General features: G+C 70.0%; 21 protein-coding genes. 18 read left to right on the top strand and 3 right to left on the bottom strand.

Annotated elements, in window-relative coordinates; translation table 11 throughout:
• A partial coding sequence (locus HV783_RS12130) for a response regulator (protein WP_254603890.1) occupies window positions 1–377 on the bottom strand: 377 nt, incomplete at its 3' end.
• Window positions 378–627: 250 nt separating this feature from the next.
• On the opposite strand from HV783_RS12130, the gene HV783_RS12125 reads away from it, so the two are divergent.
• The 4 genes from HV783_RS12125 to HV783_RS12110 are packed head-to-tail and all read left to right on the top strand — an operon-like array spanning window position 628 to window position 6,667.
• Entirely contained in the window at window positions 628–4,032 is a 3,405-nt protein-coding gene (locus HV783_RS12125) for a response regulator (protein ID WP_175189218.1), read from the top strand.
• Window positions 4,033–4,056: 24 nt separating this feature from the next.
• Window positions 4,057–4,902: a CheR family methyltransferase gene (locus HV783_RS12120; protein WP_144655473.1), complete on the top strand. Its 846-nt coding sequence runs from the start codon at window positions 4,057–4,059 to the stop codon at window positions 4,900–4,902.
• The gene (locus HV783_RS12115) at window positions 4,899–5,534 is read left to right on the top strand and encodes a chemotaxis protein CheB (RefSeq protein WP_054500760.1); all 636 of its coding nucleotides are present in this window, start codon (window positions 4,899–4,901) and stop codon (window positions 5,532–5,534) included. Before HV783_RS12120 ends, HV783_RS12115 begins: the two co-directional genes overlap by 4 nt.
• Window positions 5,531–6,667 (top strand): hybrid sensor histidine kinase/response regulator, encoded by a 1,137-nt coding sequence (locus HV783_RS12110; protein ID WP_054484794.1) that lies wholly within the window; start codon window positions 5,531–5,533, stop codon window positions 6,665–6,667. Before HV783_RS12115 ends, HV783_RS12110 begins: the two co-directional genes overlap by 4 nt.
• Window positions 6,668–6,682: 15 nt before the next feature.
• Here HV783_RS12110 and HV783_RS12105 read toward each other — a convergent pair whose 3' ends face one another.
• Window positions 6,683–7,477: an AraC family transcriptional regulator gene (locus HV783_RS12105; RefSeq protein WP_054500759.1), complete on the bottom strand. Its 795-nt coding sequence runs from the start codon at window positions 7,475–7,477 to the stop codon at window positions 6,683–6,685.
• A gap of 218 nt (window positions 7,478–7,695) precedes the next feature.
• Between HV783_RS12105 and HV783_RS12100 the strand changes: the two genes are divergently transcribed.
• The 14 genes from HV783_RS12100 (at window position 7,696) to HV783_RS12035 (ending at window position 19,800) form a co-directional block, all read left to right on the top strand.
• Window positions 7,696–8,661, top strand: a complete 966-nt coding sequence (locus HV783_RS12100) for a Bug family tripartite tricarboxylate transporter substrate binding protein (protein WP_254603889.1) — start codon at window positions 7,696–7,698, stop codon at window positions 8,659–8,661.
• Entirely contained in the window at window positions 8,654–9,535 is an 882-nt protein-coding gene (locus HV783_RS12095; protein ID WP_054500757.1) for a PhzF family phenazine biosynthesis protein, read from the top strand. The genes HV783_RS12100 and HV783_RS12095 overlap by 8 nt, the downstream gene beginning before the upstream one ends.
• A gap of 132 nt (window positions 9,536–9,667) precedes the next feature.
• Window positions 9,668–10,213, top strand: coding sequence for an RNA polymerase sigma factor (locus HV783_RS12090; RefSeq protein ID WP_054500756.1), 546 nt, complete (start codon window positions 9,668–9,670; stop codon window positions 10,211–10,213).
• Window positions 10,210–10,881 carry an anti-sigma factor gene (locus HV783_RS12085; protein ID WP_054500755.1) on the top strand — a complete coding sequence of 224 codons (672 nt, stop codon included), beginning with the start codon at window positions 10,210–10,212 and terminating at the stop codon, window positions 10,879–10,881. The genes HV783_RS12090 and HV783_RS12085 overlap by 4 nt, the downstream gene beginning before the upstream one ends.
• A 59-nt stretch (window positions 10,882–10,940) precedes the next feature.
• Window positions 10,941–11,837 carry an alpha/beta hydrolase gene (locus HV783_RS12080; RefSeq protein ID WP_175189217.1) on the top strand — a complete coding sequence of 299 codons (897 nt, stop codon included), beginning with the start codon at window positions 10,941–10,943 and terminating at the stop codon, window positions 11,835–11,837.
• Window position 11,838: 1 nt separating this feature from the next.
• The gene (locus HV783_RS12075) at window positions 11,839–12,591 is read left to right on the top strand and encodes a hypothetical protein (RefSeq protein WP_175189216.1); all 753 of its coding nucleotides are present in this window, start codon (window positions 11,839–11,841) and stop codon (window positions 12,589–12,591) included.
• A gap of 71 nt (window positions 12,592–12,662) precedes the next feature.
• Entirely contained in the window at window positions 12,663–13,592 is a 930-nt protein-coding gene (locus HV783_RS12070; protein ID WP_231132960.1) for an acyl-CoA desaturase, read from the top strand.
• A 2-nt stretch (window positions 13,593–13,594) separates the two neighbouring features.
• On the top strand, window positions 13,595–14,860 hold the full coding sequence (locus HV783_RS12065; RefSeq protein WP_054500752.1) for an NAD(P)/FAD-dependent oxidoreductase: 1,266 nt from the start codon (window positions 13,595–13,597) through the stop codon (window positions 14,858–14,860).
• On the top strand, window positions 14,857–15,633 hold the full coding sequence (locus tag HV783_RS12060) for a DUF1365 domain-containing protein (RefSeq protein WP_054500751.1): 777 nt from the start codon (window positions 14,857–14,859) through the stop codon (window positions 15,631–15,633). The genes HV783_RS12065 and HV783_RS12060 overlap by 4 nt, the downstream gene beginning before the upstream one ends.
• Complete coding sequence (locus HV783_RS12055; RefSeq protein WP_116793731.1) at window positions 15,630–16,904, top strand: SAM-dependent methyltransferase; 1,275 nt, start codon at window positions 15,630–15,632, stop codon at window positions 16,902–16,904. Before HV783_RS12060 ends, HV783_RS12055 begins: the two co-directional genes overlap by 4 nt.
• On the top strand, window positions 16,904–17,416 hold the full coding sequence (locus HV783_RS12050) for a DUF2878 domain-containing protein (RefSeq protein WP_054500749.1): 513 nt from the start codon (window positions 16,904–16,906) through the stop codon (window positions 17,414–17,416). Before HV783_RS12055 ends, HV783_RS12050 begins: the two co-directional genes overlap by 1 nt.
• Window positions 17,413–18,180, top strand: coding sequence for a DUF1295 domain-containing protein (locus HV783_RS12045; RefSeq protein ID WP_047991839.1), 768 nt, complete (start codon window positions 17,413–17,415; stop codon window positions 18,178–18,180). Before HV783_RS12050 ends, HV783_RS12045 begins: the two co-directional genes overlap by 4 nt.
• 11 nt (window positions 18,181–18,191) lie before the next feature.
• Entirely contained in the window at window positions 18,192–19,274 is a 1,083-nt protein-coding gene (locus HV783_RS12040) for an SAM-dependent methyltransferase (protein WP_175189215.1), read from the top strand.
• 10 nt (window positions 19,275–19,284) lie between these two features.
• Window positions 19,285–19,800, top strand: a complete 516-nt coding sequence (locus HV783_RS12035) for a lipocalin family protein (RefSeq protein ID WP_054500747.1) — start codon at window positions 19,285–19,287, stop codon at window positions 19,798–19,800.
• Window positions 19,801–19,846: 46 nt separating this feature from the next.
• Here the strand turns inward: HV783_RS12035 and HV783_RS12030 are convergent, their stop codons facing one another.
• Entirely contained in the window at window positions 19,847–22,111 is a 2,265-nt protein-coding gene (locus HV783_RS12030; protein ID WP_175189214.1) for a TonB-dependent receptor, read from the bottom strand.
• Between the last annotated feature and the right edge of the window lie 80 nt (window positions 22,112–22,191).

The following is a 22,191-nucleotide window of genomic DNA, read 5'->3' as shown; positions in this document are numbered from 1 at the left end:
GCGCGCGGCCGCCGCACGGGCGCCGGCGCCAGGCGGCGCACGGCCGCCAGCACATCCTGCGGCTCGGCGGGCTTGCGCATCAGGGTGGCGCGCCCTTCGCAGACCGCGGCGATCTCGGCTTGCGGACGGCCGCTCAGGACCAGCACCGGCGTATCGCCGAGGTAGGCGTTCTCGCGCATGGCAGTCAGCAAGGCGCCGCCATCCATGCCGGGCATGGACAGATCGGTGATGACCAGATCCGGCCGCACTTCGAGCATCTGCTGCAACGCGGTCAGGCCGTCCGTGTGCGTCGTGACGTCATAGCCTTCGCCGCTCAGGAATTCGCTCATCAGGGTGACCAGCACGGGCTGGTCGTCGACCAAAAGGATTTTCGTCATGGTTGTGCGCTGCCACGCGTGCGGGACGCCGGCGGGCAGACGGATAGGTGGAACCGGGTAGACGCCGAATCCTAGGACATGCGGACCCTTCATGTGTGAAGTAATTGTATCCGGACGAAACGAATGCCCCATCCGCCTGTATAGTCTCGCGGGTTTGGCCGGGCAGCCGGGATCGCGGCTCGTCCCTATAATTGTCGCCGCCCCCCCCGCCCCGCGCGCCGTCCTCTTCCCCGAGCCGTCAACCGTTCCCATGCCGAATTCGCAACAATCCGCCAGCCGCCACACCCTTCCGCGCACCTTGATGGCCGGTTTCGTGACGGCGGCGCTGGCCACCCTGGTCATCGCCTTCGTCAACGTGCGCTCGGCCGAGACCCGGACGGAGGCGGTCAGGGCCATGGACCGCGCCACCGAGACCGTGCGCCAACTGAGCCTGTTCAACTCGGCGCTCAAGGATGCCGAGATCGGCCAGCGCGGCTACCTGCTGACGGGCGACCCGGCTTACCTGCAACCGTATCTGCGCTCGGTGCCGTTGATCGAACAGCGCCTGGCGCTGGTCAAGGAAGCGGCCACCGCGGATTCGGCGCAGCGCCGCATCGTCAACGACATCGCGGGCATCACCCAGCAGAAGCTGACGGAACTGCGCGAGACCATCGAAATGCGCAAGGCCGGCGACGTGGAAGGCGCAATGGCCGTGGTGCGCACCGATGCCGGCAAGGAAGCGATGGACCGGTTGCGCGACCTGGTCGCCGACCTGTACACGCGCCAACTGGGCCAGGTCGAGGAGCAACGCGAAACCTGGGCCGCGGCCTCGACCACCTCGACCTATTACTCATGGGGCGGGTCGATGTTGCTGCTGGCGCTGATCCTGGCGTCGGCCGCCGTGACCATCCGTGAGTACCGCGCCAAGGCGCGCCAGGCCTGGGTCACGACCGGCCTCTCGGGCCTGAGCCTGCGCTTGCGGGGCGATCATCGCCTGGACGAAATCGGCAAGCGCGCGCTGGACTACCTGGCGGACTACCTGCACGCCAGCGTCGGCGCCGGCTACGTCGTCAGCCACGGCGGCGACGAGCTGGAACTCTTCGGCGGCTATGCCCTGCCGACCGAGCGCCTGGCGCAGAAGATTCCCGCCGCGCAAGGGCTGGTCGGGCAGGCGGCCAGCTCGCGCAAGCTGCTGCACCTGCGCGACGTACCGCCCGGCCACCTCCCGGTCTCGTCGGCCACGGGCACGTCCAATCCGGCCGAACTGATCCTCGCGCCCGCCATGCAGAACGATCGGGTCTATGCCGTGATCGAACTGGGCTTCACCCACGCCGTGGGCCAGAGCGAGCGCAGCCTGCTCGAGGGCGCCTCCGAGATGCTGGCCTCGGCGATCCGCGCCGGCCTGGACCGCACGCGGCTGGAGGCGCTGCTGGCGGAAACCCAGCGCCAGTCGGAAGAACTGCAGACCCAGCAGGAAGAATTGCGCGTCAGCAATGAAGAGCTGGAACAGCAGAGCCGCATCCTGCAGGAATCGCAGGCGCGCATGGAGGTGCAGCAGACCGAGCTCAAGCAGGCCAACGTCAGCCTGGAACTGCAGACCGAGCAATTGTTGCGGGTGCAGGGCGCGCTGACCGACAAGGCGCGGCTGCTGACGCAGGCCAGCCAGTACAAGAGCGAGTTCCTGGCCAACATGAGCCACGAACTGCGCACCCCATTGAATTCGACGCTGATCCTGTCCAAGCTGCTGTCCGAGAACAAGCCGGGCAACCTGAGCGCCGACCAGGTCAAGTATGCACAGACCATCTACGAAGCGGGCAGCGACCTGCTGGCGCTGATCAACGACATCCTGGACCTGGCCAAGATCGAGGCCGGTCAGGCCACCGTGGAGGTCGAGGCCGTGGCCATCGCGCCGGCGCTCGAGCGGCTGCTGGATCCGCTGCGCCCGATCGCGCAGGACAAGCGCCTGACCCTGGAACTGGACATCGCCGCCGACGTGCCGGCGTCTTTGCATACCGACCCGCAGCGGCTGGGCCAGGTGCTGAAGAACCTGCTGTCGAACGCCCTCAAGTTCACCGAGCAAGGCAGCGTTGCGCTCAAGGTGTCGCGCGCGCCGCGCAACATGCTGTCGTTCGCCGTGCAGGACACCGGCATCGGCGTGCCGGCCGACCAGCAGGAACTGATTTTCGAGGCCTTCCGCCAGGCCGATGGCAGCAGCCATCGCAAGCATGGCGGCACCGGTCTGGGGCTGTCGATCTCGCGCGACCTGGCCAAGCTGCTGGGCGGATCCCTGTCGCTGGTCAGCACGCCGGGGCAAGGCAGCGTGTTCACGCTGCTGCTGCCGATGCGCCTGGAGGCCGCGCCCGCGGCGCCCGTCCCCAGCCTGCCCGCGCCGGTCCCGACGCCGCCCGCCATCCCCGCCTGGGCGGCGCCCGCCGCCGCGCCGGCGGCCGAACCCGTCCAGCCGGACCCGGAACCGGCCCGCGAGGCCGGCCGCACCATCCTGGTCATCGAGGACGATGAACGTTTCGCCGGCATTCTCGGCGACCTGGCGCACGAAATGGGCTTCGGCTGCCTGGCCGCGCACACCGCGACCGACGGCCTGGCGCTGGCGGCACAGCGCCGGCCCGACGCCATCGTGCTCGACATCAACCTGCCCGATTTCTCGGGCCTGGGCGTGCTGGACCAGCTCAAGCGCAACCCCCACACGCGCCACATCCCGGTGCACATCGTGTCGGTGGCCGACTACGCCCAGGAGGCCATGGGCCGCGGCGCGATCGGCTACGCGCTCAAGCCCGTCAAGCGCGAGGAACTGACGCAGGCGCTGCTGCGCCTGGAGGCCAAGTTCACCCAGAACGTGCGGCGCGTGCTGGTGGTGGAGGACGACGACCGCCAGCGCGAAAGCGTGCGGGAGCTCCTGGCGCGCGACGACGTGGAGATCGTGCCGGCCGCGACCGCCGGCGCCGCCCTGAAGCTGCTGCGCGAGACCACCTTCGATTGCGTGGTCATGGACCTGAACCTTCCCGACATCAGCGGCTACGAATTGCTGCGCGAAATGGCCGAGCAGGAGAGCGTGTCGTTCCCGCCCGTGATCGTGTACACCGGCCGGGCGCTGTCGCGCGACGAGGAGCAGCAACTGCGCCGCTTCTCCAAGTCCATCATCATCAAGGACGCGCGCTCGCCCGAACGCCTGCTCGACGAGGTGACGCTGTTCCTACACCAGGTCGAGGCCGACCTGCCGCCGCAGCAGCGCCAGATGCTGGAGCTGGCCCGCAGCCGCGACAGCGCGCTCGAAGGCCGCACGGTGCTGGTGGTCGAGGACGATGTGCGCAACGTGTTCGCGCTGTCGAGCATCCTGGAGCCGACCGGCCTGCGGGTGGAGATCGCGCGCAATGGCCGCGAGGCCCTCGAGGCGCTGGACCGCGTCGGCGTGGACGGCCACCCGGCGATCGACCTGGTGCTGATGGACATCATGATGCCCGAGATGGACGGCTACACCGCCATGCGCGAGATCCGCACGCGGCCGGAGTGGCGCCGCTTGCCGATCATCGCGCTGACCGCCAAGGCCATGAAGGACGACCAGGAGAAATGCCTGGCCGCCGGCGCCAACGACTACATCGCCAAGCCGCTGGACGTGGAGCGGCTGTTGTCGCTGGTGCGCGTCTGGATGCGCAAGTAACCAGCGGCCCCGGACCCGGCGACCATGCCCCTGCCCCCTCCGCCCAAGGCGCAGACCGAGGATATCGAGCAGCGGCTGCTGCTCGACGCGATCTATCACCAGTACCACTACGACTTCCGCGAGTATGCCCAGGCCTCGCTCAAGCGGCGCCTGCGCAGCGCCTTGTCGCACTTCGGCTGCAAGACCCTGTCGCAGTTGCAGGACCGCGTGCTGCATGAGCCGCCGGTGTTCACCAGCCTGCTGCAATTCCTGACCGTCCAGGTCAGCGACATGTTTCGCGACCCCAGCTATTTCCTGGCGCTGCGCCGCGAAGTGGTGCCCATCCTGCGCACCTACCCCTCTATCAAGGTGTGGGTGGCCGGCTGCAGCACCGGCGAGGAGGTCTATTCGCTCGCCATCCTGCTGCATGAGGAAGGCCTGCTGGACCGCGCCCTGATCTACGCGACCGACATCAATCCGCATGCGCTGCGCGCGGCCGAACAGGGCGTGTTCGACCTGGACCGGGTGGCCGCCTTCACCAGCAACCACGCCCAGTCCGGCGGCCGCAGCTCGCTGTCCGATTACTACACCGCGCGCTACGGGCGCGTGGTGTTCGACAAGCAGTTGCGCGAGCACATGGTGTTCTCGGACCACAGCCTGGCGACCGACAGCGTGTTCGCGGAGGTGCACCTGGTCTCGTGCCGCAACGTGCTTATCTATTTCGAGCGCGACCTGCAGAACCGCGCATTGCGCCTGTTCCATGACGCGCTGGTGCATCGCGGCTTCATGGGCCTGGGCTCGCGCGAATCGGTGCGCTTTTCCGCCCAGGCCGACGGCTTCGACGATTTCGTGCTGGAAGACCGCATCTACCGCAAGAAGGCCGGCCTGTGAGCGCCCCAACGCCGGATCGCGGCGAGGCGGCGGGCGCCTGGGACGCCATCGTCATCGGCGGCTCGTCGGGCGCCATCGAGGTCCTGAACCTGCTGATGCCCGCCCTGCCGGCCGGCCTGCGCGCCGCGGTGATCGTGCTGCTGCACCTGCCGCGCGACCGCCGCAGCCTCTTGGTCGACATCTTCCGCGACCGCTGCGCGCTGCCGCTGTGCGAGGCTGAGGACCAGCAGCCCATCCAGCCGGGGCACGTCTATTTCGCGCCCCCCGACTACCACCTGCTGGTCGACCGTGGGCCGCGCCTGGCGCTGTCGATCGGCCCGTTGGTGCATTTCTCGCGGCCTTCTATCGACGTGCTGTTCCAGTCCGCCGCCGACGGCTATGGCGAGCGTTTGCTGGGGGTGCTGCTGTCGGGCGCCAACGAAGACGGCGCCGCCGGCCTGGCCGCCATCCACGCCGCGGGCGGCCGCGCCGTGGTCCAGGCGCCGGACACCGCCGCGATGCGCGCCATGCCCGACGCCGCCCTGGCGCGCATCGATGCCCCCCTGGTCCTGGCGCCCGCCGCCATCGCGGCGCTGCTGTCGCAGTTGCCCGCGCAGCCGCGGCCCTGCCCCCCCACTTCCACCACACCATGATATTGACATCTGCCAAACCCTCGGATGACCGCATCAAGTGCCTGCTGGTCGACGACGTGCCCGAAAACCTGGTGGCGCTGGAAGCGCTGCTGGCGAGCGACCGGGTCGAAGTGCTGAAAGCGCAATCCGGCCCGCAGGCGCTGGAACTGCTGCTGAATCATCCCGACGTGGCGCTGGCGCTGCTCGATGTGCAGATGCCCGACATGAACGGCTTCGAGCTGGCCGAGCTGATCCGCGGCAGCGAGCGCACCCGCCACATTCCGCTGATCTTCATCACCGCCGGCTCGCGCGAACAGAACTGGCAGTTCCGCGGCTACGAGAGCGGCGCGGTGGACTTTCTGTACAAGCCGGTCGACCCTTACATGCTGCGCAGCAAGGCGAACGTGTTCTTCGAGTTGCACGAGCGCCGGCGCGCGCTGGCGCAGCAACTGGAGGCGCGCACCGAGGCGCTGCGGGTCAACGACATGTTCATGGCCGTGCTCAGCCATGACCTGCGCACGCCATTGCAGGCGGTCATCATGGGCGCCTCGATGCTGGCGCGCCAGGGCGGCGACGCGCGCGTGGTCAGCGTGGCGCAACGCATGCTCCAGAGCAGCGAGCGCATGAAGCACCTGATCGAAGACCTGCTCGACGTGACGCGCATCCGCCAGGCCGGCGGACTGGCGCTGGCGCCGGCGCGCATCGGCATGGACACGCTGGTCCACCGCACCCTGGACGAATTGCGCGCCGGCTTCGCCGACCGCCAGATCGAAGCCGAATGCCATGGCGACCCGGTCGGCGAATGGGACGGCGAGCGCATCGCCCAGGTGCTGGCCAATCTGCTCGGCAACGCCTTGCACCACGGCGCCCGCGACGTGCCGGTGCGGGTCGAGGTGGATGGTTCCGTTGCCGACCGGGTCGTGGTCACGGTCAGCAACGGCGGCAGCATTCCCGCGGAACTGCTGCCGCAACTGTTCAACCCGTTCCGCAGCGGCGCGCGGCCGGCCGGGGGCCATCGCGGCCTGGGGCTGGGACTGTTCATCGCGCAACAGGTGGCGCAATCCCACGGCGGCCGCATCAGCGCCGAATCGCGCGACGGCATCACCCGCTTCCGCGTGGCGCTGCCACGGCAGGCGTCGACCGCCTCGACCTGACGCTATCGAGTCGCGTCAGAACGGCCCGGCAAGGTCCGGGTCCTGCCCGGCCCCGACCGCGCGCAGCAGCCGGCCCAGGTGGCCACTGCTGGAAAACCCCAATTCTGCGCTGACCCGCGCCAAGGGTTCGCCCAGCGCAAGCCGCTGGCGCGCGGCTTGCGCCAGGAGCTGGCGGCGCAGGGCGATGGGGGAGAGTCCGTAGGCTTGCTGGCAGGCGCGCTGCAGCGTGCGCGTGGTGGCGCCGAGCGCGCTGGCCGACTCCGCGATGGCGGGCAGCGGCTGCCCTTCCTCCAATCGACCGCGCAGCAGCGCCAGCCATTGCCGCGCCAACGGCAGCGGCGCCTGCGTCACGCGGGCGTGGGCCTGCAGCCGGTGATGCGCGTCGAGCTGCGCGATCAGCGCCGCGACCAGCATCGGCACGGCCGCGGCCGACAGCGCCGGCTTCCACAGCGCGTCCAGCATGGCCTGGGCCGCGCCGTCCAGTTGCAGCACTCCGCCGGCCTGGCAGTCGCGCAGCAGTTCGGGCGCCAGATAGAGTTCGCCATGCTGCTGCGCGGCGCTTTCGGCGCGCGTGCTGTGTTCAACGTGCGAAGGCAGCAGCAAGGCCTGGCCGCGAACCAGGCGACTGCGGCGGCGCGCGCCTTCCTCGTCCTGCCAGGCGCTGTCGAGCGCGCCGGCTCGCGGCCAGAGCAGCATGGCGCAGTCGTGCTCGTGCCAGTGAAAGGCGTAGTGCGGCTGGCGGCTGGCCGCAATGGCAAAGCCGGTCTGGGCGATCAGGTCCTGTTTGGACGAAAGCGGGACGGAACGCATGATGGGTCGGCGGCGCGGATGCCGCGCCGGCGGCAGGCCAACGCGGGCGGAAATGGACGTCGCCCCAGTATCGACGCGCGCCCGCGTCCACGCAAGCCCGGCGTCCGCGCCGCCGGGCCGCTGTCGTGTGCGGGATCGGCCCCTGTCGCGCCGTGGTTCGCCCGCGCGCGGGCCGCCCCCCTACGATCGGGGCGTTCAACCTATACAAGGGGATGTCCATGATCCGCACATTGCCGCTCGCCCTGTTGTCCTTCGCCCCCCTGGCCCTGCCGCTCGCCGCCGCGGCGGCCGAACCGGCCTGGCCTGACAAACCGATCACGCTGATCGTGCCGTTCCCGGCCGGCGGCGGCACCGACCTGGTGGTGCGCACCCTGCAGCCGGCGTTGACGCGCCAATTGCAGCAGACCGTCATCATCCAGAACGCCGGCGGCGCCGGCGGCACGGTGGGCACCGGCCAGGCCGCGCGCGCCAGGCCCGACGGCTATACCGCCGTCGCGGTCACCACCAGCACGGTCGCGCTCAGCGCCAGCCTGTACAGGAATCTGCCGTACAAGCCGGCCCACGATTTCGACTACGTCGGCTTCATCGGCACCTCGCCCTACGTGCTGGCCGCGCAGCCGGCCCTGAAGGCCACCACCCTGCCCGCGCTGGTCGCGGCACTCAAGGGCCGCAGCGTCACCTATGCCTCGGTGGGCGCCGGCACCGTGTCGCACCTGCTGGGCGAGATGTTCAAGAAAGACGAGCGCCTGGACCTGACCCACGTGCCCTACCGCGGCGCGGCGCCCGCCTACACCGACCTGATCGGCGGCCAGGTCGACATCATGTTCGACAACCCCGTGGGCCTGGCGCCCTTCGTGCAGAGCGGCAAGCTGGTCGCCGTGGCCACCACCGCCGCCACCCCGATCCTGCCGAACGTGCCGACGTTCGCCGCGCAAGGCATGCCCGCCTACACGCAATCGCTGTGGTACGGCCTGGCTTTCCCGAAGGGCACGCCGCCTGCCATCGTGCAGAAGATGAACCTTGCCCTGAACACGGTGCTGCGCGATCCGGCCATCGCGGCGGACCTGGCGGCCAAGGGCGTCGACGTGCACCCGGACACGGCCGACGCGCTGGCCCACACCGTCTCCCACGACCTCGCCTTCTGGGGCGAGCTCATCACCACCCTCGGAGTCCAGTTTGACTGACCTTCCCTCCCCCCGCGCCCCCGCCCCGCCGGCCGCCGGCTCGGCCGCCCTGCTGCGCGTCTTCGTCGATCCCGCCCACGCCGGACGCGGCGGCAACCCCGTGCCGCTGGTGCTCGACGCGCTCGGCATGACGGCCGCCGACATGCAGGCCCTGGCCGCGCGCCACGGCCACGAATCGTCCTTCGTGGCGCCGGCCGATCGCGATGGCCACCTGTGCCGGCTGCGCTTCTTCGTGCCCGGCCATGAAATGGAGATGTGCGGCCACGCCACCGTCGGCACGCTCTGGGCGCTGCGGCAATGGGGGCACTGGCGCACGCCCGCCACGCGGGTCCAGACCCTGAGCGGCAGCGTGGACGTCGAATGGGACGAGGCCGGCGATCGGGCCTGGGTCTCGCAACCCGCCGCGACCACCCGCGCGCTGACGCCAGACCAGTGCCGCGCCGTCGCGGCCGTGCTGCGCATCGATCCGGCGCTGCCGGGCCTGCACATGGTCAATGCCAGCACCAGCCGCGTCAAAACCCTGGTGCGGCTGCCCGACGCGGCCGCGCTGGACGCGCTGGCCCCCGACTTCGATGCGATGCGCGGCCTGTGCGAGGCCATCGGCTCGACCGGCCTGTACCCCTACGCCTTGACGGCCGACGGCGCCAGCGCGCGGCAGTTTCCGAAGGCTTCCGGCTATCCCGAGGACGCCGCCACCGGCATCGCGGCGGCGGCATTGTGGGGCTATCTGGACAAGACCGGCGCCATCCCCGCCGGCCAGGTCTGCACGGTGCGCCAGGGCGTGGCCATGGGCTCCCCGTCGGCAATCCAGCTACGTGCGCGGGGCGATGGCGCCGGCTGCTGGCTGAGCGGCCTCACGCAATGGATGACGTGACCGGCAAGGGCCTGGCCGCGCAACGAGGCCGGAGTTTTCGGTAGTATGTCGGATGGTGCCGCGGCGCGTCCCGCCGTGGCGCCCATTCCGCGCATTCTGCGGCCGCACCCCATGTGACCCCGGATACCCGTCATGCCCGACCCCATACGTCTGAAGGCCCTGATACAAGACTGCGCGCGCGGCCAGGAATCCGCGCTGGCCGAACTCTATCGTCAAACGTCCCCGCATCTGTTTGCCCTTGCCGTCCGTATATTGCGACGAAGCGACTGGGCGGAAGAAGTCCTCCAGGACAGCTTCATCAATATCTGGCGCAACGCCGCCCGCTATTCTTCGGAACAGAGCCAAGTCATGACCTGGATGACCCGCATCGTGCGCAACCGCTGTATCGACCTGCTGCGCAGGCCCGACCTGGAGCGCCCGGACGCCGACGGCGAACTGACGCTGGCCTGGGCGGATGACGCGCCCGGCCCCTTCGAGCGCCTGCAGTCCGACCAGGATGCCCGGCGCCTGGCCGACTGCCTCAAGCAACTGGAAGGCCAGCAGCGCACGGCCATCGCGCTGTCCTTTTTCGACGACCTGAGCCACGGCGAGATCGCCCGCCGCCTGCAGGCGCCGCTGGGCACGATCAAGAGCTGGGTGCGGCGCGGCATGGAACGGCTCAAGAGGTGCCTGTCATGAACTACCGCGATCCGCAATTGCGCGCCCGGCTGGCGGCCGACTACGTCTCGGGCGCCATGCGCGGCGGCGCCCGCCGCCGCTTCGAGGGCCTGATGGCCGCCGACGCCAATCTGCGCCGACAGGTGCGGGGCTGGGAGGACGACATCTACCCCCTGCTCTGGTCGCTGCCCGGCAGGACGCCCCCGCGCCGCGTCTGGCGCGCGATCCAATCCCGCCTGCACCCGGGCGCGGCGCCCTGGTGGCGCGGCCTGGCGTTCTGGCGCGTCGCCAGCGGCGCGCTGGCCGCCTTGCTGGTGGCCGGCGTCGTCATCTATCCCATGCAGGTGGACCGCGCCGCCCGGGCGCAACTGATGGCCGTGCTGCAAAGCCCCGAGGCGCAAGCCATGCTGGTGGTGCGCGCCGACGAAGCCGGCGGCCTGCACATCCACGCGCTGCAGAACCTGGCGACGCGCGCCGGCGGCAAGTCCCTGGAACTCTGGGCCATTCCGCCCGGGCAGGCGCCGCAGTCGGTCGGGCTGGTGTCGCCCGAAGGCCTGACCGCGCTGCGCCGCGCCCAGGGCCTGGCCGGCGTCCAGCAACTTGCCATCACGCTGGAGCCGCCGGGCGGCTCGCCCACCGGCGCGCCCACCGGGCCGGTCATCATGAGCGGCGACGTGCTGAAGATCTGAGCCGCATCCAACGCGGGCCCGTGCCCGTATAGAGGGGTGTCCCCGTTGCGGAGCACCCCATGTATTCCTGGATCGGCCCGGGCCAGCGCGGCCTGCTCGAGATACTGCTGCTGGCCAGCCTGGCGCTAGGCCTGCTGGCCGCCTGCTCGCCCCTGACCCTGCTCAACGGCGCCGTGCCCGACGGCGCCAGCCGCGCCACGTCCGGGCTGGCCTATGGCCCGCTGCCGCGCCAGCGCCTGGACATCCATGCGCCGCTGGACGCCGCCGGCGCGCCGGTGGTGGTGTTCTTCTACGGCGGCAGTTGGCGCAGCGGCGAACGCGCCGACTACCGCTTCGCGGGCGACGCGCTGGCCTCGCGCGGCATCATCGCCGTCATCGCCGACTACCGCCTCTATCCCGAGGCTATCTACCCGGCGTTCCTGCAGGACGCGGCGCTGGCGGTGGCGTGGACGCAACGGCATATCGATGCCTATGGCGGCGACCCGGGCCGGGTGTTCGTGGCCGGCCACAGCGCCGGCGGCTACATCGCCGCCATGCTGGCCCTGGATCCGCGCTGGCTGCGCGATGCCGGCTCCGCGCCGGGCTCGCTGGCCGGCTGGATCGGCCTGGCGGGCCCCTACGACTTCCTGCCGATCGTCGCGCGTGACGTGCGGCCGGTGTTCCGGTTTCCCGATACGCCGGCCGACTCGCAACCGATCCGCCACGTCAGCGCCAGCGCCCCGCCGGGCCTGCTGCTGACCGGCGGCGCCGACACCGCGGTGGACCCGCGGCGCAACAGCGCCGGCCTGGCGCGCGCCCTGCGCGCCGCTGGCGCCTGCGCGCGCCTGGTCGAGTATCCCGACCTCGGCCACAAACTGCTGGTGGGCGCGCTGGCGCGGCCCTTGCGCTGGCGCGCGCCGGTGCTGGACGACATGGCCGCGTTCGTGACCCGTCCCTGCTCCGCCCCGGGAGAATGACATGCGCCCATCGCTGCTGCTCGCCCTGATCCTGCCGCTGGCGCCGCTTGGCGCCCAGGCGGCCAACGAACACTACCTGGGCTACGCCTATGCCCAGCACGGCGGCGTCGAGCGCTACCGCGAGGAACACTGGGTCGTCAGGGACGGCGCGCGGCAGACCCGGCTGGTGCTGTATCGCTGTCCGGACGGCGCCGCCTTCGCCCGCAAATGGGTGCGCGGCGGGGTGGATGATCCCGCGCCCGATTTCGCCCTGCTGGACCAGCGCGACGGTTACCGCGAAGGCGTCAGCAGCCGCGGCGGCGTGCGCCACGCCTACGTGCAGGCGCGCGCCAGCGCGACCACGCGCAGCCAGGCGCTGCCGCAGGCCGAAGACCCGGTGATCGACGCCGGCTTCGACGCCTGGCTGCGCGCGCACTGGGACTCACCCGACCGCCCCTTGCAGTTCCTGGTGCCCAGCCGATTGGCCCTGATGCCGCTGGAAGTCCTGGCGCGCGACGTGCCCGAACGGCGCGAGCGCGTATTCCGGCTGCGGCTGGATGCCTGGTACGGTTTCGCCGCGCCGCCGCTGCGCGTGACCTACGACCGCGACAGCCGACGCCTGCGCCGCTTCGAAGGCCCCAGCAACCTGCGCGACGGCAACGGCGGCACGCAGACCGTGCGCATCGAATTCCCCGCCGACGCCGAACTGGCCCCGCCCACCCAGCAGGACATGGACGCCGCGGCGGCCACGCCGTTGACGGGCCGGTGCGACTAAGGGTTTTCACTTATGCATCCGTCCGCCCGCCCCGCCCGTATATCCCCGCAAGCCTCGAACAGGACACGATGATGCGCCCTGAACCCTCTCACTGGACCACTTCGATACGCCGCTGGGTCGATACCCAGGCGGCGGGCGCGCCCGCCGGCCCGCCCGACCGCATCGACTGGACCCGCGCCCTGCCCTTCGCGCTGCTGCACGTTGGCTGCCTGGGCGTCGCATGGACCGGCGTTTCGCCGGTGGCGGTGGCCGTGGCGGCGGCGCTCTACGCCGTGCGCATGTTCGCCCTGACCGGCTTCTACCACCGCTATTTCTCGCACCGCACCTTCCGCACCTCGCGCGCCATGCAGTTGGTTTTCGCCATTCTCGGCGCTTCGTGCGCCCAGCGCGGCCCGTTGTGGTGGGCGGCGCACCACCGCCACCATCACCGCCACGCCGACGACGAACAGGATCTGCACTCGCCGGCCCGCCACGGTTTCTGGTGGAGCCACATGGGCTGGTTCCTGACGCCGCGCGCCTTCGCCACCGACCTGGCGCGCGTGCCGGATCTGCGCCGCTACCGCGAACTGCGCTGGCTGGACCGCTTCGACGCCGCCGTGCCCATCGCGCTGGCGCTGCTGTGCTATGCCCTGGGCGCCGCGCTCGAGCGCCTGGCGCCCGGCCTGGGCACCAGCGGGCCGCAGATGCTGGTGTGGGGCTTCTTCATCTCGACGGTGGCGCTGTTCCATGCGACCGTCACCATCAATTCACTGGCGCACCGCTACGGCAAGCGCCGCTACGACACCGCCGACGATAGCCGCAACAACGCCTGGCTGGCGCTATTGACCTTCGGCGAAGGCTGGCACAACAACCACCACTTCTATCCCGGTTCGGCGCGCCAGGGCTTTCGCGCCCGGGAAATCGACCTCACCTGGTACGGCCTGCGCCTGCTGGCGGCCGCTGGCCTGATCTGGGACCTGAAACCCGTGCCGGCCTGGGTGCTGGCGCGCGCCAAGGAATGACCATGCGCATCGCCATCATCGGTTCGGGCATCGCGGGACTGGTCTGCGCCTGGAAGCTGGGCCAGGACCATGACGTGACCCTGTACGAGGCCAACGACTACCTGGGCGGCCACACGCACACCCACGACGTCGAGCAGGACGGCCGCCGCTACGCGGTGGACAGCGGCTTCATCGTGCACAACCCGGTCAACTATCCGCACTTCACGGCGATGCTGGAGGAGCTGGGCGTGCGCTCGCAGCCCACCACCATGAGCTTCTCGGTGCACCAGGAGGCCGGCCGCCTGGAATACAACGCGACCTCGCTCGACACCCTGTTCTGCCAGCGCCGCAACCTGCTGTCGCCGCGCTTTCTGGGCATGGTGCGCGACCTGTTGCGCTTCTACCGCGAAGCCCCGGCCCTGCTGGCCGGCGACGAGCCCGGCCCGACGCTGGGCGAGTACCTGGCGCGGCACCGCTACGGCCAGGCATTCCAGGCCGACCACCTGATCCCGATGGCGTCGGCGCTGTGGTCATCGCCCGCCGCGCGCATCCTCGAATTCCCGGCGCGTTATCTGGTGCAGTTCATGGCCAACCACCAGATGCTGCAAGTCGATGCGCGCCCCCAATGGCGCGTGGTGCAGGGCGGGTCCAGCAGCTACATCCGCGCCCTGCGCGAACGCTGGAACGTGCGGGTGCGACTGAACTGCCCGGTGTACCAGGTAACGCGCCAGGCGGACGGCGTCACGCTGGCCTCGTGCGAGGGTCGGCCGCGCTATGACCAGGTGGTGTTCGCCTGCCACAGCGACCAGGCCCTGAAGCTGCTGGCCGCGCCCAGCGCGGCCGAGCGCGAGGTGCTCGGCGCGATCACGTATCAGCACAATGACGTCGTGCTGCACACGGACGCGCGCCTGCTGCCACGCCACCCCAAGGCCTGGGCGGCGTGGAATGCCTACGTGCCGGCCGACCCGTCGGCGCCGTGTTCGGTCAGCTACTGCATGAACCTCTTGCAAGGCCTGCAATCGCGCCGCCCCTTCATCGTCACGCTCAATCGCAGCGAAGCCATCGATCCGACGCAGGTGCTGGCCCGCATGCGCTACCACCATCCCGTTTACACCCTCGCGTCCGTGGCCGCCCAGGCGCGCCGCGACGAGATCTCGGGCCACCACCGCTGCTGGTACGCGGGCGCCTATTGGGGCTGGGGCTTTCACGAGGACGGCGTGGCCAGCGCACTGGACGTGGTCCGGGGCATCCAATCGCAGGCCGCGGCCTTATCCGCGGTGGCGGCATGAGCGGCCACAGCGCCCTCTACGAAGGCCGCGTGACGCACAGGCGCCACGTGCCGCACGCGCATGGTTTCAGCTACCGCATGGCGCAACTGTACCTGGACCTGGACGAAATCGACCAGGTGTTCCAGCGCCGCTGGCTGTGGTCGGTGGACCGGCCCAACCTGGCCGAATGGCGCCGCAGCGATTATCTGGATGGCGAGGCGGGGCAGCCGCTGGCGCAGGCGGTGCGGGCCAGGCTGCGAGCGCGCCTGGGCGAGGCGCCCGCCGGGCCGATCCGACTGCTGGCCCATCCGCGCTACGCCGGCTATGTCTTCAACCCGGTCAGCTTCTACTACTGCTACGAAGCCGACGGCGTGACCCTGGCCGCGATCCTGGCGGAGATCACGAACACCCCATGGAAACAACGGCATTGCGTCGTCCTGCCGGTCGCGCAGGCCGAGCGCCGTGGCGACGCCATGGCCTGGCGCTTCGACAAACGCTTTCACGTCTCCCCCTTCATGCCCATGGACTGCATTTATGACTGGCGCTTCAACGCCCCGGGCGAGGATCTGCGGGTGCACATGCGCGTCAACCGCCAGGGCCAGCCGCAATTCGACGCCAACCTGCGCCTGCAACGCCGCGAACTCGACGGCGCTGCGCTGGCGCGCCTGCTGTGGCGCTTTCCCTTGATGACCCTGCAGGTCATCGGCGGCATCCACTGGCAGGCCCTGCGCCTCTGGCTCAAACGCAACCCGATCCACGACCATCCCCGCACGCCCAACGGAGAACCACAATGAAAGCCATGACGCCGTCCGAACATGCCGCCATCGCGGGGACCCGTCCGCCCGGAGCGCTGGAGCGCCTGTTGCGCAGACGCCTGTTCGCCCGTCTCTCGACGCTCACCAGCGGCCGGCTGGCCATCGAGGACAGCCTGGGCAGCGTCACGCTGGGCGACGGCGAGCCGGTGGTGCGCCTGACCATCCGCGACATGGCCTTCTACCGCCTGGTGGCCACCCAGGGCAGCGTCGGCGCGGGCGAAGCGTACGGCGACGGCCTGTGGACCTGCGACGATCTGGTCGCCCTGGTGCGCCTGCTGGTGCGCAACCGCGACACGCTGGACGGCATGGAATCGGGGCTGGCACGCGTGGCCGGCTGGGCGCTCAAGCGCTGGCATGCCGGCAACCGCAACACCCACGAAGGCAGCCGCCGCAACATCGCCGCCCACTACGACCTGGGCAACGATTTCTTCTCGCTGTTCCTGTCGCCGGACCTGATGTACTCGTCGGCGCTGTGGGCCGGCGCCGACGACACGCTGGAAGAGGCCTCGCGGCGCAAGCTGGACACCATCTGCCGCAAGCTGGAACTCGGCCCGGGCGACCGTGTCGTCGAAATCGGCAGCGGCTGGGGCGGATTCGCCATCCACGCCGCGCGCCACTACGGCTGCCACGTCACCACCGCCACCATCTCGCGCGAACAGCACGCGCTGGCGCTGGCGCGGGTGCGCGCCGTGGGCCTGGACGATCGCGTCAGCGTGGTGCTGCAGGACTACCGCGATCTGCAGGGCCGCTACGACAAGCTGGTGTCGATCGAAATGATCGAGGCGATCGGCGCGCAATACCTCGAGACCTATTTCGCCAAGGTCGCCGACCTGCTCGCGCCGCACGGGCGCGCGTTGATCCAGGCCATCACCATCGAAGACCATCGCTACCAGCAGGCGCTGGGCGAGGTGGATTTCATCAAGCGCCATATCTTTCCTGGCAGCTTCATCCCCTCGATCGAAGCGATGCTGCGGGCCAAGACGCGCGCCTGCGACCTCGCCCTCGTACACCTGGAGGATTTCGGCCTGTCGTACGCCCGCACCCTGCAAGCCTGGCGCCACCGCTTCCTGGCGCACCTGCCCGAGGTGCGGGAACAGGGCTTCGACAGCCGCTTCTGCCGCCTGTGGGAGTTCTACCTGGCCTACTGCGAAGGCGGCTTTCGCGAACGCTCGATCGGCGTCTCGCACCTGTTGCTGACCCCTCCCGGCGCCCGCGGCGACGGCGAGCGCTGGGTCCAGGCGGGCGTGTGATGCGCTTCTGGGCCAACCTGCTCGGCTACCAGCTTGTCTGGTTCAGCGCCGTCATCGGCGCGGGCCGCGGCCTGGCGTGGCCGGGGGTGGCCTCGGCCCTGGTCTTCATTGCCGCGCAACTGGCCTGCTCGGCCGAGTGGCGCGCCGACCTGAAGCTGGCCGCCGCCGCGTTGTTGTGCGGTTGCCTGCTCGACGGTGCGCTGTCCGCGTTGGGCTGGGCGGTCTACGCCGCCGACGCCTGGCCCGCGCCACGCTGGATCCTGGCGCTCTGGGCGGCCTTCGCGCTGACGCTGAACCATTCACTGGCCTACCTGCGGCCGCGCCGCTGGCTGGCCTTTGCTTTCGGCGCCATCGGCGGGCCGCTCGCCTACTGGGGCGCCGCGCGCGGCTGGCAGGCGGTGCAGTTCGAGGCGCCCGCCTGGCGCGCGACCGCGGCGCTGGCACTGGGCTGGGGGCTGATCCTGCCGGCGCTGACGCGCCGCGCGCAACGCTGGACGCGGGAGGCCGCATGAATCCCCTGTCGCAATGGCTGATCATCGCCGCCGTCATGGTCATCGCCATGACGTTGGCCTGGAGCTGGCAGCGCCGCCACGCCAACGCGGGCATCGTCGACGTGGTCTGGGCCGCGGGCCTGGGCGCCAGCGCCTTGCTGATCGCCGCCACCGGCCAAGGCGACTGGGCGCCCAGGGCCAGCCTGGCCGCGATGGCCGGCGTCTGGTCGCTGCGGCTGGCCTGGCACCTGTGGCGCAGGGTCCGGCATGGCGAGGATGGACGCTACCGCGCGCTGCGCGAATACTGGGCGGGCCATCAAGGCAAGTTCTTCGGCCTGTTCATGTTCCAGGCCGGCCTGGTGATGCTGTTCAGCCTGCCCTTCCTGGCCGTGGGCGTGAGCCCCGCGCGTGGTCTGCCCGTCGCGCTGGGCCTGGCGATCTGGCTGGCGGCGCTGGCCGGCGAAGTCATCGCCGACCGCCAGCTCGACCGCTTTCGCGACGATCCGGCCCATCGCGGCCGGACCTGCCGCGACGGCCTGTGGCGCTATTCACGGCATCCCAACTATTTCTTCGAATGGTGCCATTGGTTCGGCTACGTCGCGCTGGCCTGGGGCTCGCCCCTGAACTGGCTGGCGTGGCTGGGCCCCGCGCTGATGTACGTCTTCCTGCGCTGGATCAGCGGCATTCCCTTCACCGAGCAGCAGGCACTGCGCACTCGCGGCGACGACTACCGCGAGTATCAGCGCCGCACCTCGGCCTTCTTCCCGTGGTTCCCCAAATCCTGACGAGGCACGCCATGACGACCGCCAGCCTGAATGACCTCCCGCTCGCCACCGACCGCCCCGCGCCCGGCCTGCTCGGCCTGGCCGAACGCGGCCTGGTGCCCGACGCGCTGCTGCGCCTGGGCATCCGGCGCCTGTGCGCCGAACGCCTGACGGCCGAGTACGCCGGCGGCATCGAGGCCTGGACCGCCCGCGACCAGGCCCTGATCGCGCGCCTGCGCACCAGCCCGGTGGCTATCCACACCGACGCCGCCAACGCGCAGCACTACGAGCTGCCCACCGCGTTCTTCCAGCTCTGCCTGGGCGCCCGCATGAAATATTCCGGCTGCCTGTACCCGACCGGCGCCGAAACGCTGGACCAGGCCGAAGCCGCCATGCTGCGCCTGTATGGCGAGCGCGCCGAGCTGGCCGACGGCCAGGACATCCTGGAGCTGGGGTGCGGCTGGGGTTCGCTGACCCTGAGGATGGCCGAACAGTTTCCCAACGCCCGCATCACCGCCGTGTCCAACTCGGCCACCCAGCGCCAGCATATCGAGGCGCGCTGCCGCGAACGCGGCTGGGGGCACGTGCGGGTCATCACCTGCGACGTCAACGCGCTGTCGTTGCCCGGCGCCGCCTACGACCGCTGCGTCTCGGTTGAAATGTTCGAGCACATGCGCAACTACCAGGACCTGCTGGCGCGCATCGGCCAATGGCTGCGGCCCGGCGGCAAGCTGTTCGTGCACATCTTCGCGCACCGCGAGCGCGCCTATCCGTTCGAGACCGAAGGCGCCGGCAACTGGATGGGACGCCACTTTTTCACCGGCGGCATCATGCCGGCGGCCGACACGCTGCTGCATTTCCAGCGCGACCTGCAACTGCAGGAAAAGTGGTTTCTCGATGGCACGCACTACGCGCGCACGGCCAACCACTGGCTGGCCAACCAGGACGCCCGCGCCGCGCAGGCCCGGGCGGTGCTGGAACAGGCCTACGGCCCGCAGTTGGCGCCGCTGTGGCATCAGCGCTGGCGCATGTTCTGGATGGCCTGCGCCGAATTGTTCGGCTACGACCACGGCCAGCAATGGGGCGTCGCCCACTACCGGTTCACCCGTCCCTGAGGAGACCGCCATGTTGCGCGCCCTGTGTGTTGCCGCGATGGGCCTGCTGGCGGGCTGCGCCGGGCCCGCGCCCATGCCGCCCGTGGCCCATGTCGATCTGCCGCGCTTCATGGGCGACTGGTACGTCATCGCGCACATCCCCAGTTGGCCCGAACGCAACGCCTACGATGCCGTCGAAAGCTACCGGCCGCTGCCGGACGGCCGGATCCAGACCGATTTCCGTTACCGCAAGGGCAGTTTCGACGCCGAGGTCAGCACCATGCACCCGGTGGCCACGGTGCGGCCGGACACCGGCAACGCGGTCTGGGGCATGCAGTTCATCTGGCCGATCCAGGCGGAATACGTCATCGCCTACCTGGACGACGCCTACCAGACCACCATCATCGGCCGCTCCAAGCGCGATTACGTGTGGATCATGGCGCGCACGCCATGCCTGAGCGATGACGCCTACGCGCAGTTGGCCGACCGCGTCGCCGCGCTGGGCTACACGGAGTCCCTGCGCAAAGTGCCGCAGCGTTGCCAATAGGCGATACCGGCCCGCAACGCCGCCGCGGGCCGGCGGCTCGCCATCGTCAGAAGTCCATCGATGCCGACAGCATGAAGGTGCGCGGCGCGCCCAGCGCCAGGCTCGACAACTGCGGCATGCCCCAATATGCCTTGTTGGTCAGGTTGTTGACGCTGGCCCGCAGGGTGAGCGGGCGGTCGGCCACCCTGGTGGCGTAACGCGCGCCGACGTCATAGGTGGCGCGGCCGGGCACCGACAGCGAATTGTCCGCGCTGATGTATTGCTTGGACACGGCGGTCGCGTTGGCGGTCAGCGTCAGCCCGTGCACGGCCGGCACATCCCACTCGATGCCCAGCTTGCCTTGCAGCTTGGGCACGCCGGTCGCCTGCCTGCCCTCGTTGACGGCCAGCGCGGCCTTCGTGACCTTCGGATCGATGTACGCCACGCCGCCCATCAGGCGCACGCCGCGCAGCGGTTCGCCGAAGAAGCCCCACTCCACGCCGCGGTTGCGCTGTTCGCCGCCGAACGAAAACACATTGGTGACGGGATTGGTGTAGCTGCTCGGCCGCGTGATCTCGAACACGCCGAGGGTATGGGTGAAGTCACCGAAATCGACCTTGATGCCGGCCTCCTTCTGCTTGGTCTTGTAGGGCGCGAAAAGCTCGCCGGCGTTGGCGGCGGTGGCTGGCGCCGTCTGCCCCTTGCTCAGCCCCTCGATGTAGTTGGCGTAGAGCGAGACATTGTCGGTGGCCTTGAACAGAATCGCCGCCGCCGGCGTGGTCGCGCTGGCGTCATAGCGGCTGGTGCGCGCGCCCGTGGCGACATTGAAGGTGTCCGAACGCACTTCCTGGCGACGCGCGCCCAGCGTCAACTGCAGCCGGTCCTCGGCGAACGACAACGTGTCCGCCAGGCCGTAGCTGATCAGGCGCGTTTCGGTATGCAGGATCGCCGGCCAGACGCCACTGACCTCCGGCCCCCAGACCGGCTTGTAGATATTGGTGGTCCAGTCCGCGCCCGGCACCGAGCGGCGGCCGTAGTCGCGTTCGGTATCGGTGTAGTAGGTGGCGTTCAGCACCCACTGATGCTTGATGCCGCCCGTCTGCAGCGTGCCTTTGACGCCGGCCTCCCCGGTGGTCTTCCTGATGCGCATGTTCAATTGGCCGATGGTGGTGCGCAGATCGCCCGCGGCATTTAGCACCTGGGCCGAGATGGCGCCGTTATAGGTGTATTCGGACCGGCTGGCGCCGATCGCGGCGTATGCCATCAGGTTGTCGCTGACGTCGACTTCGCCGCGCACCATCGCGCCGCGATCGCGGTTGTGCACATACGCCCAGTCGGGGTTCAGCAAGGTATCGGCCTTGGGCGGCTTGGGCACGGCCACGCCCGGCGCCAGGTTGATGCCGCGGGTCACGCCGTCCACGCGCTCGTCGCTGTCGTACAGATCCGCCGACACGCGCACGCGCTCGCTGCGCCAGTCCAGCCCCACGGCGGCAAGTTGCGCCTTCTTGTCCTGGTCCTTGATCGCGCCGGCGCCGTCGCGATAGACGCCGTTGAAGCGGATGCCGAACTGCTTGTCCTCGCCGAAGCGGCGTCCCATGTCCAGGTGGCCGCCGAACTGCGCGTCCGACATGTAGGTCGCGGTCAGGCGCGTCAATGGCTCATCGCCGGCGCGCTTGGGCACCAGGTTGACCGTGCCCCCCACCGAACCGCCCGGCGGCATGCCGTTGAGCAGGGCCGACGGCCCCTTCAGCACCTCGATGCGCTCGAACATTTCCGGCGTGGTGCGATAGTACGGCGCCATGCCGAACAGCCCGCCGAAGGAGATATCGGTGGTGCTGGAGCTGAAACCGCGGATCGAGTAATTCTCGCTCCAGGCGCCGGTGACGCCGTTGCTGAACACCGACGGGTCGGTCCGGGCGATCACGTCGGTGATGTCCTGGGCCTGCAGGTCCTGGATGTACTTGTCGGTATAGCTGATGACCGAGAACGGCGTGCTCATGAAGTCCCGCTCGCCCAGGAAGCCGGCACGACCGCCGTAAGTGACCTGGCCGCCGGCATAGGGCGAGGCGGGCTCCTCGGACTGCCCCGTGACCCGTACCGCCGGCAGCGTCCTGACCCCGGCGACGGCCTGGTCCGGTTGCGCCTGCGACGCCGTCTCGCTGACGCGGGTTCGGTTATCGGCGGCCTGCTGCGCCTGCGCGGAGGGGGCCGCGATCAGGGCGGCGCCGGCCGTCAGGCCGAACAGGGCCGCGGTCAGGCCGTTGAGGGAAAAGGCGGTCCTGGCATGCGATGCGGGACGCGCGGCGCGGCCGCGATGGCGACGTGTGTTCATGGAATGCTCCGTTCGGTTGAGCGTGGCTTGCCCTTCATCGGCTTCATAATCAAGAATGAAAACAATGAAGAGAATGGGAA

Source organism: Achromobacter dolens (genome assembly GCF_902859745.1).
Lineage (GTDB): Bacteria > Pseudomonadota > Gammaproteobacteria > Burkholderiales > Burkholderiaceae_B > Achromobacter > Achromobacter dolens.
This window is presented reverse-complemented; position numbering and strand designations above follow the sequence as displayed.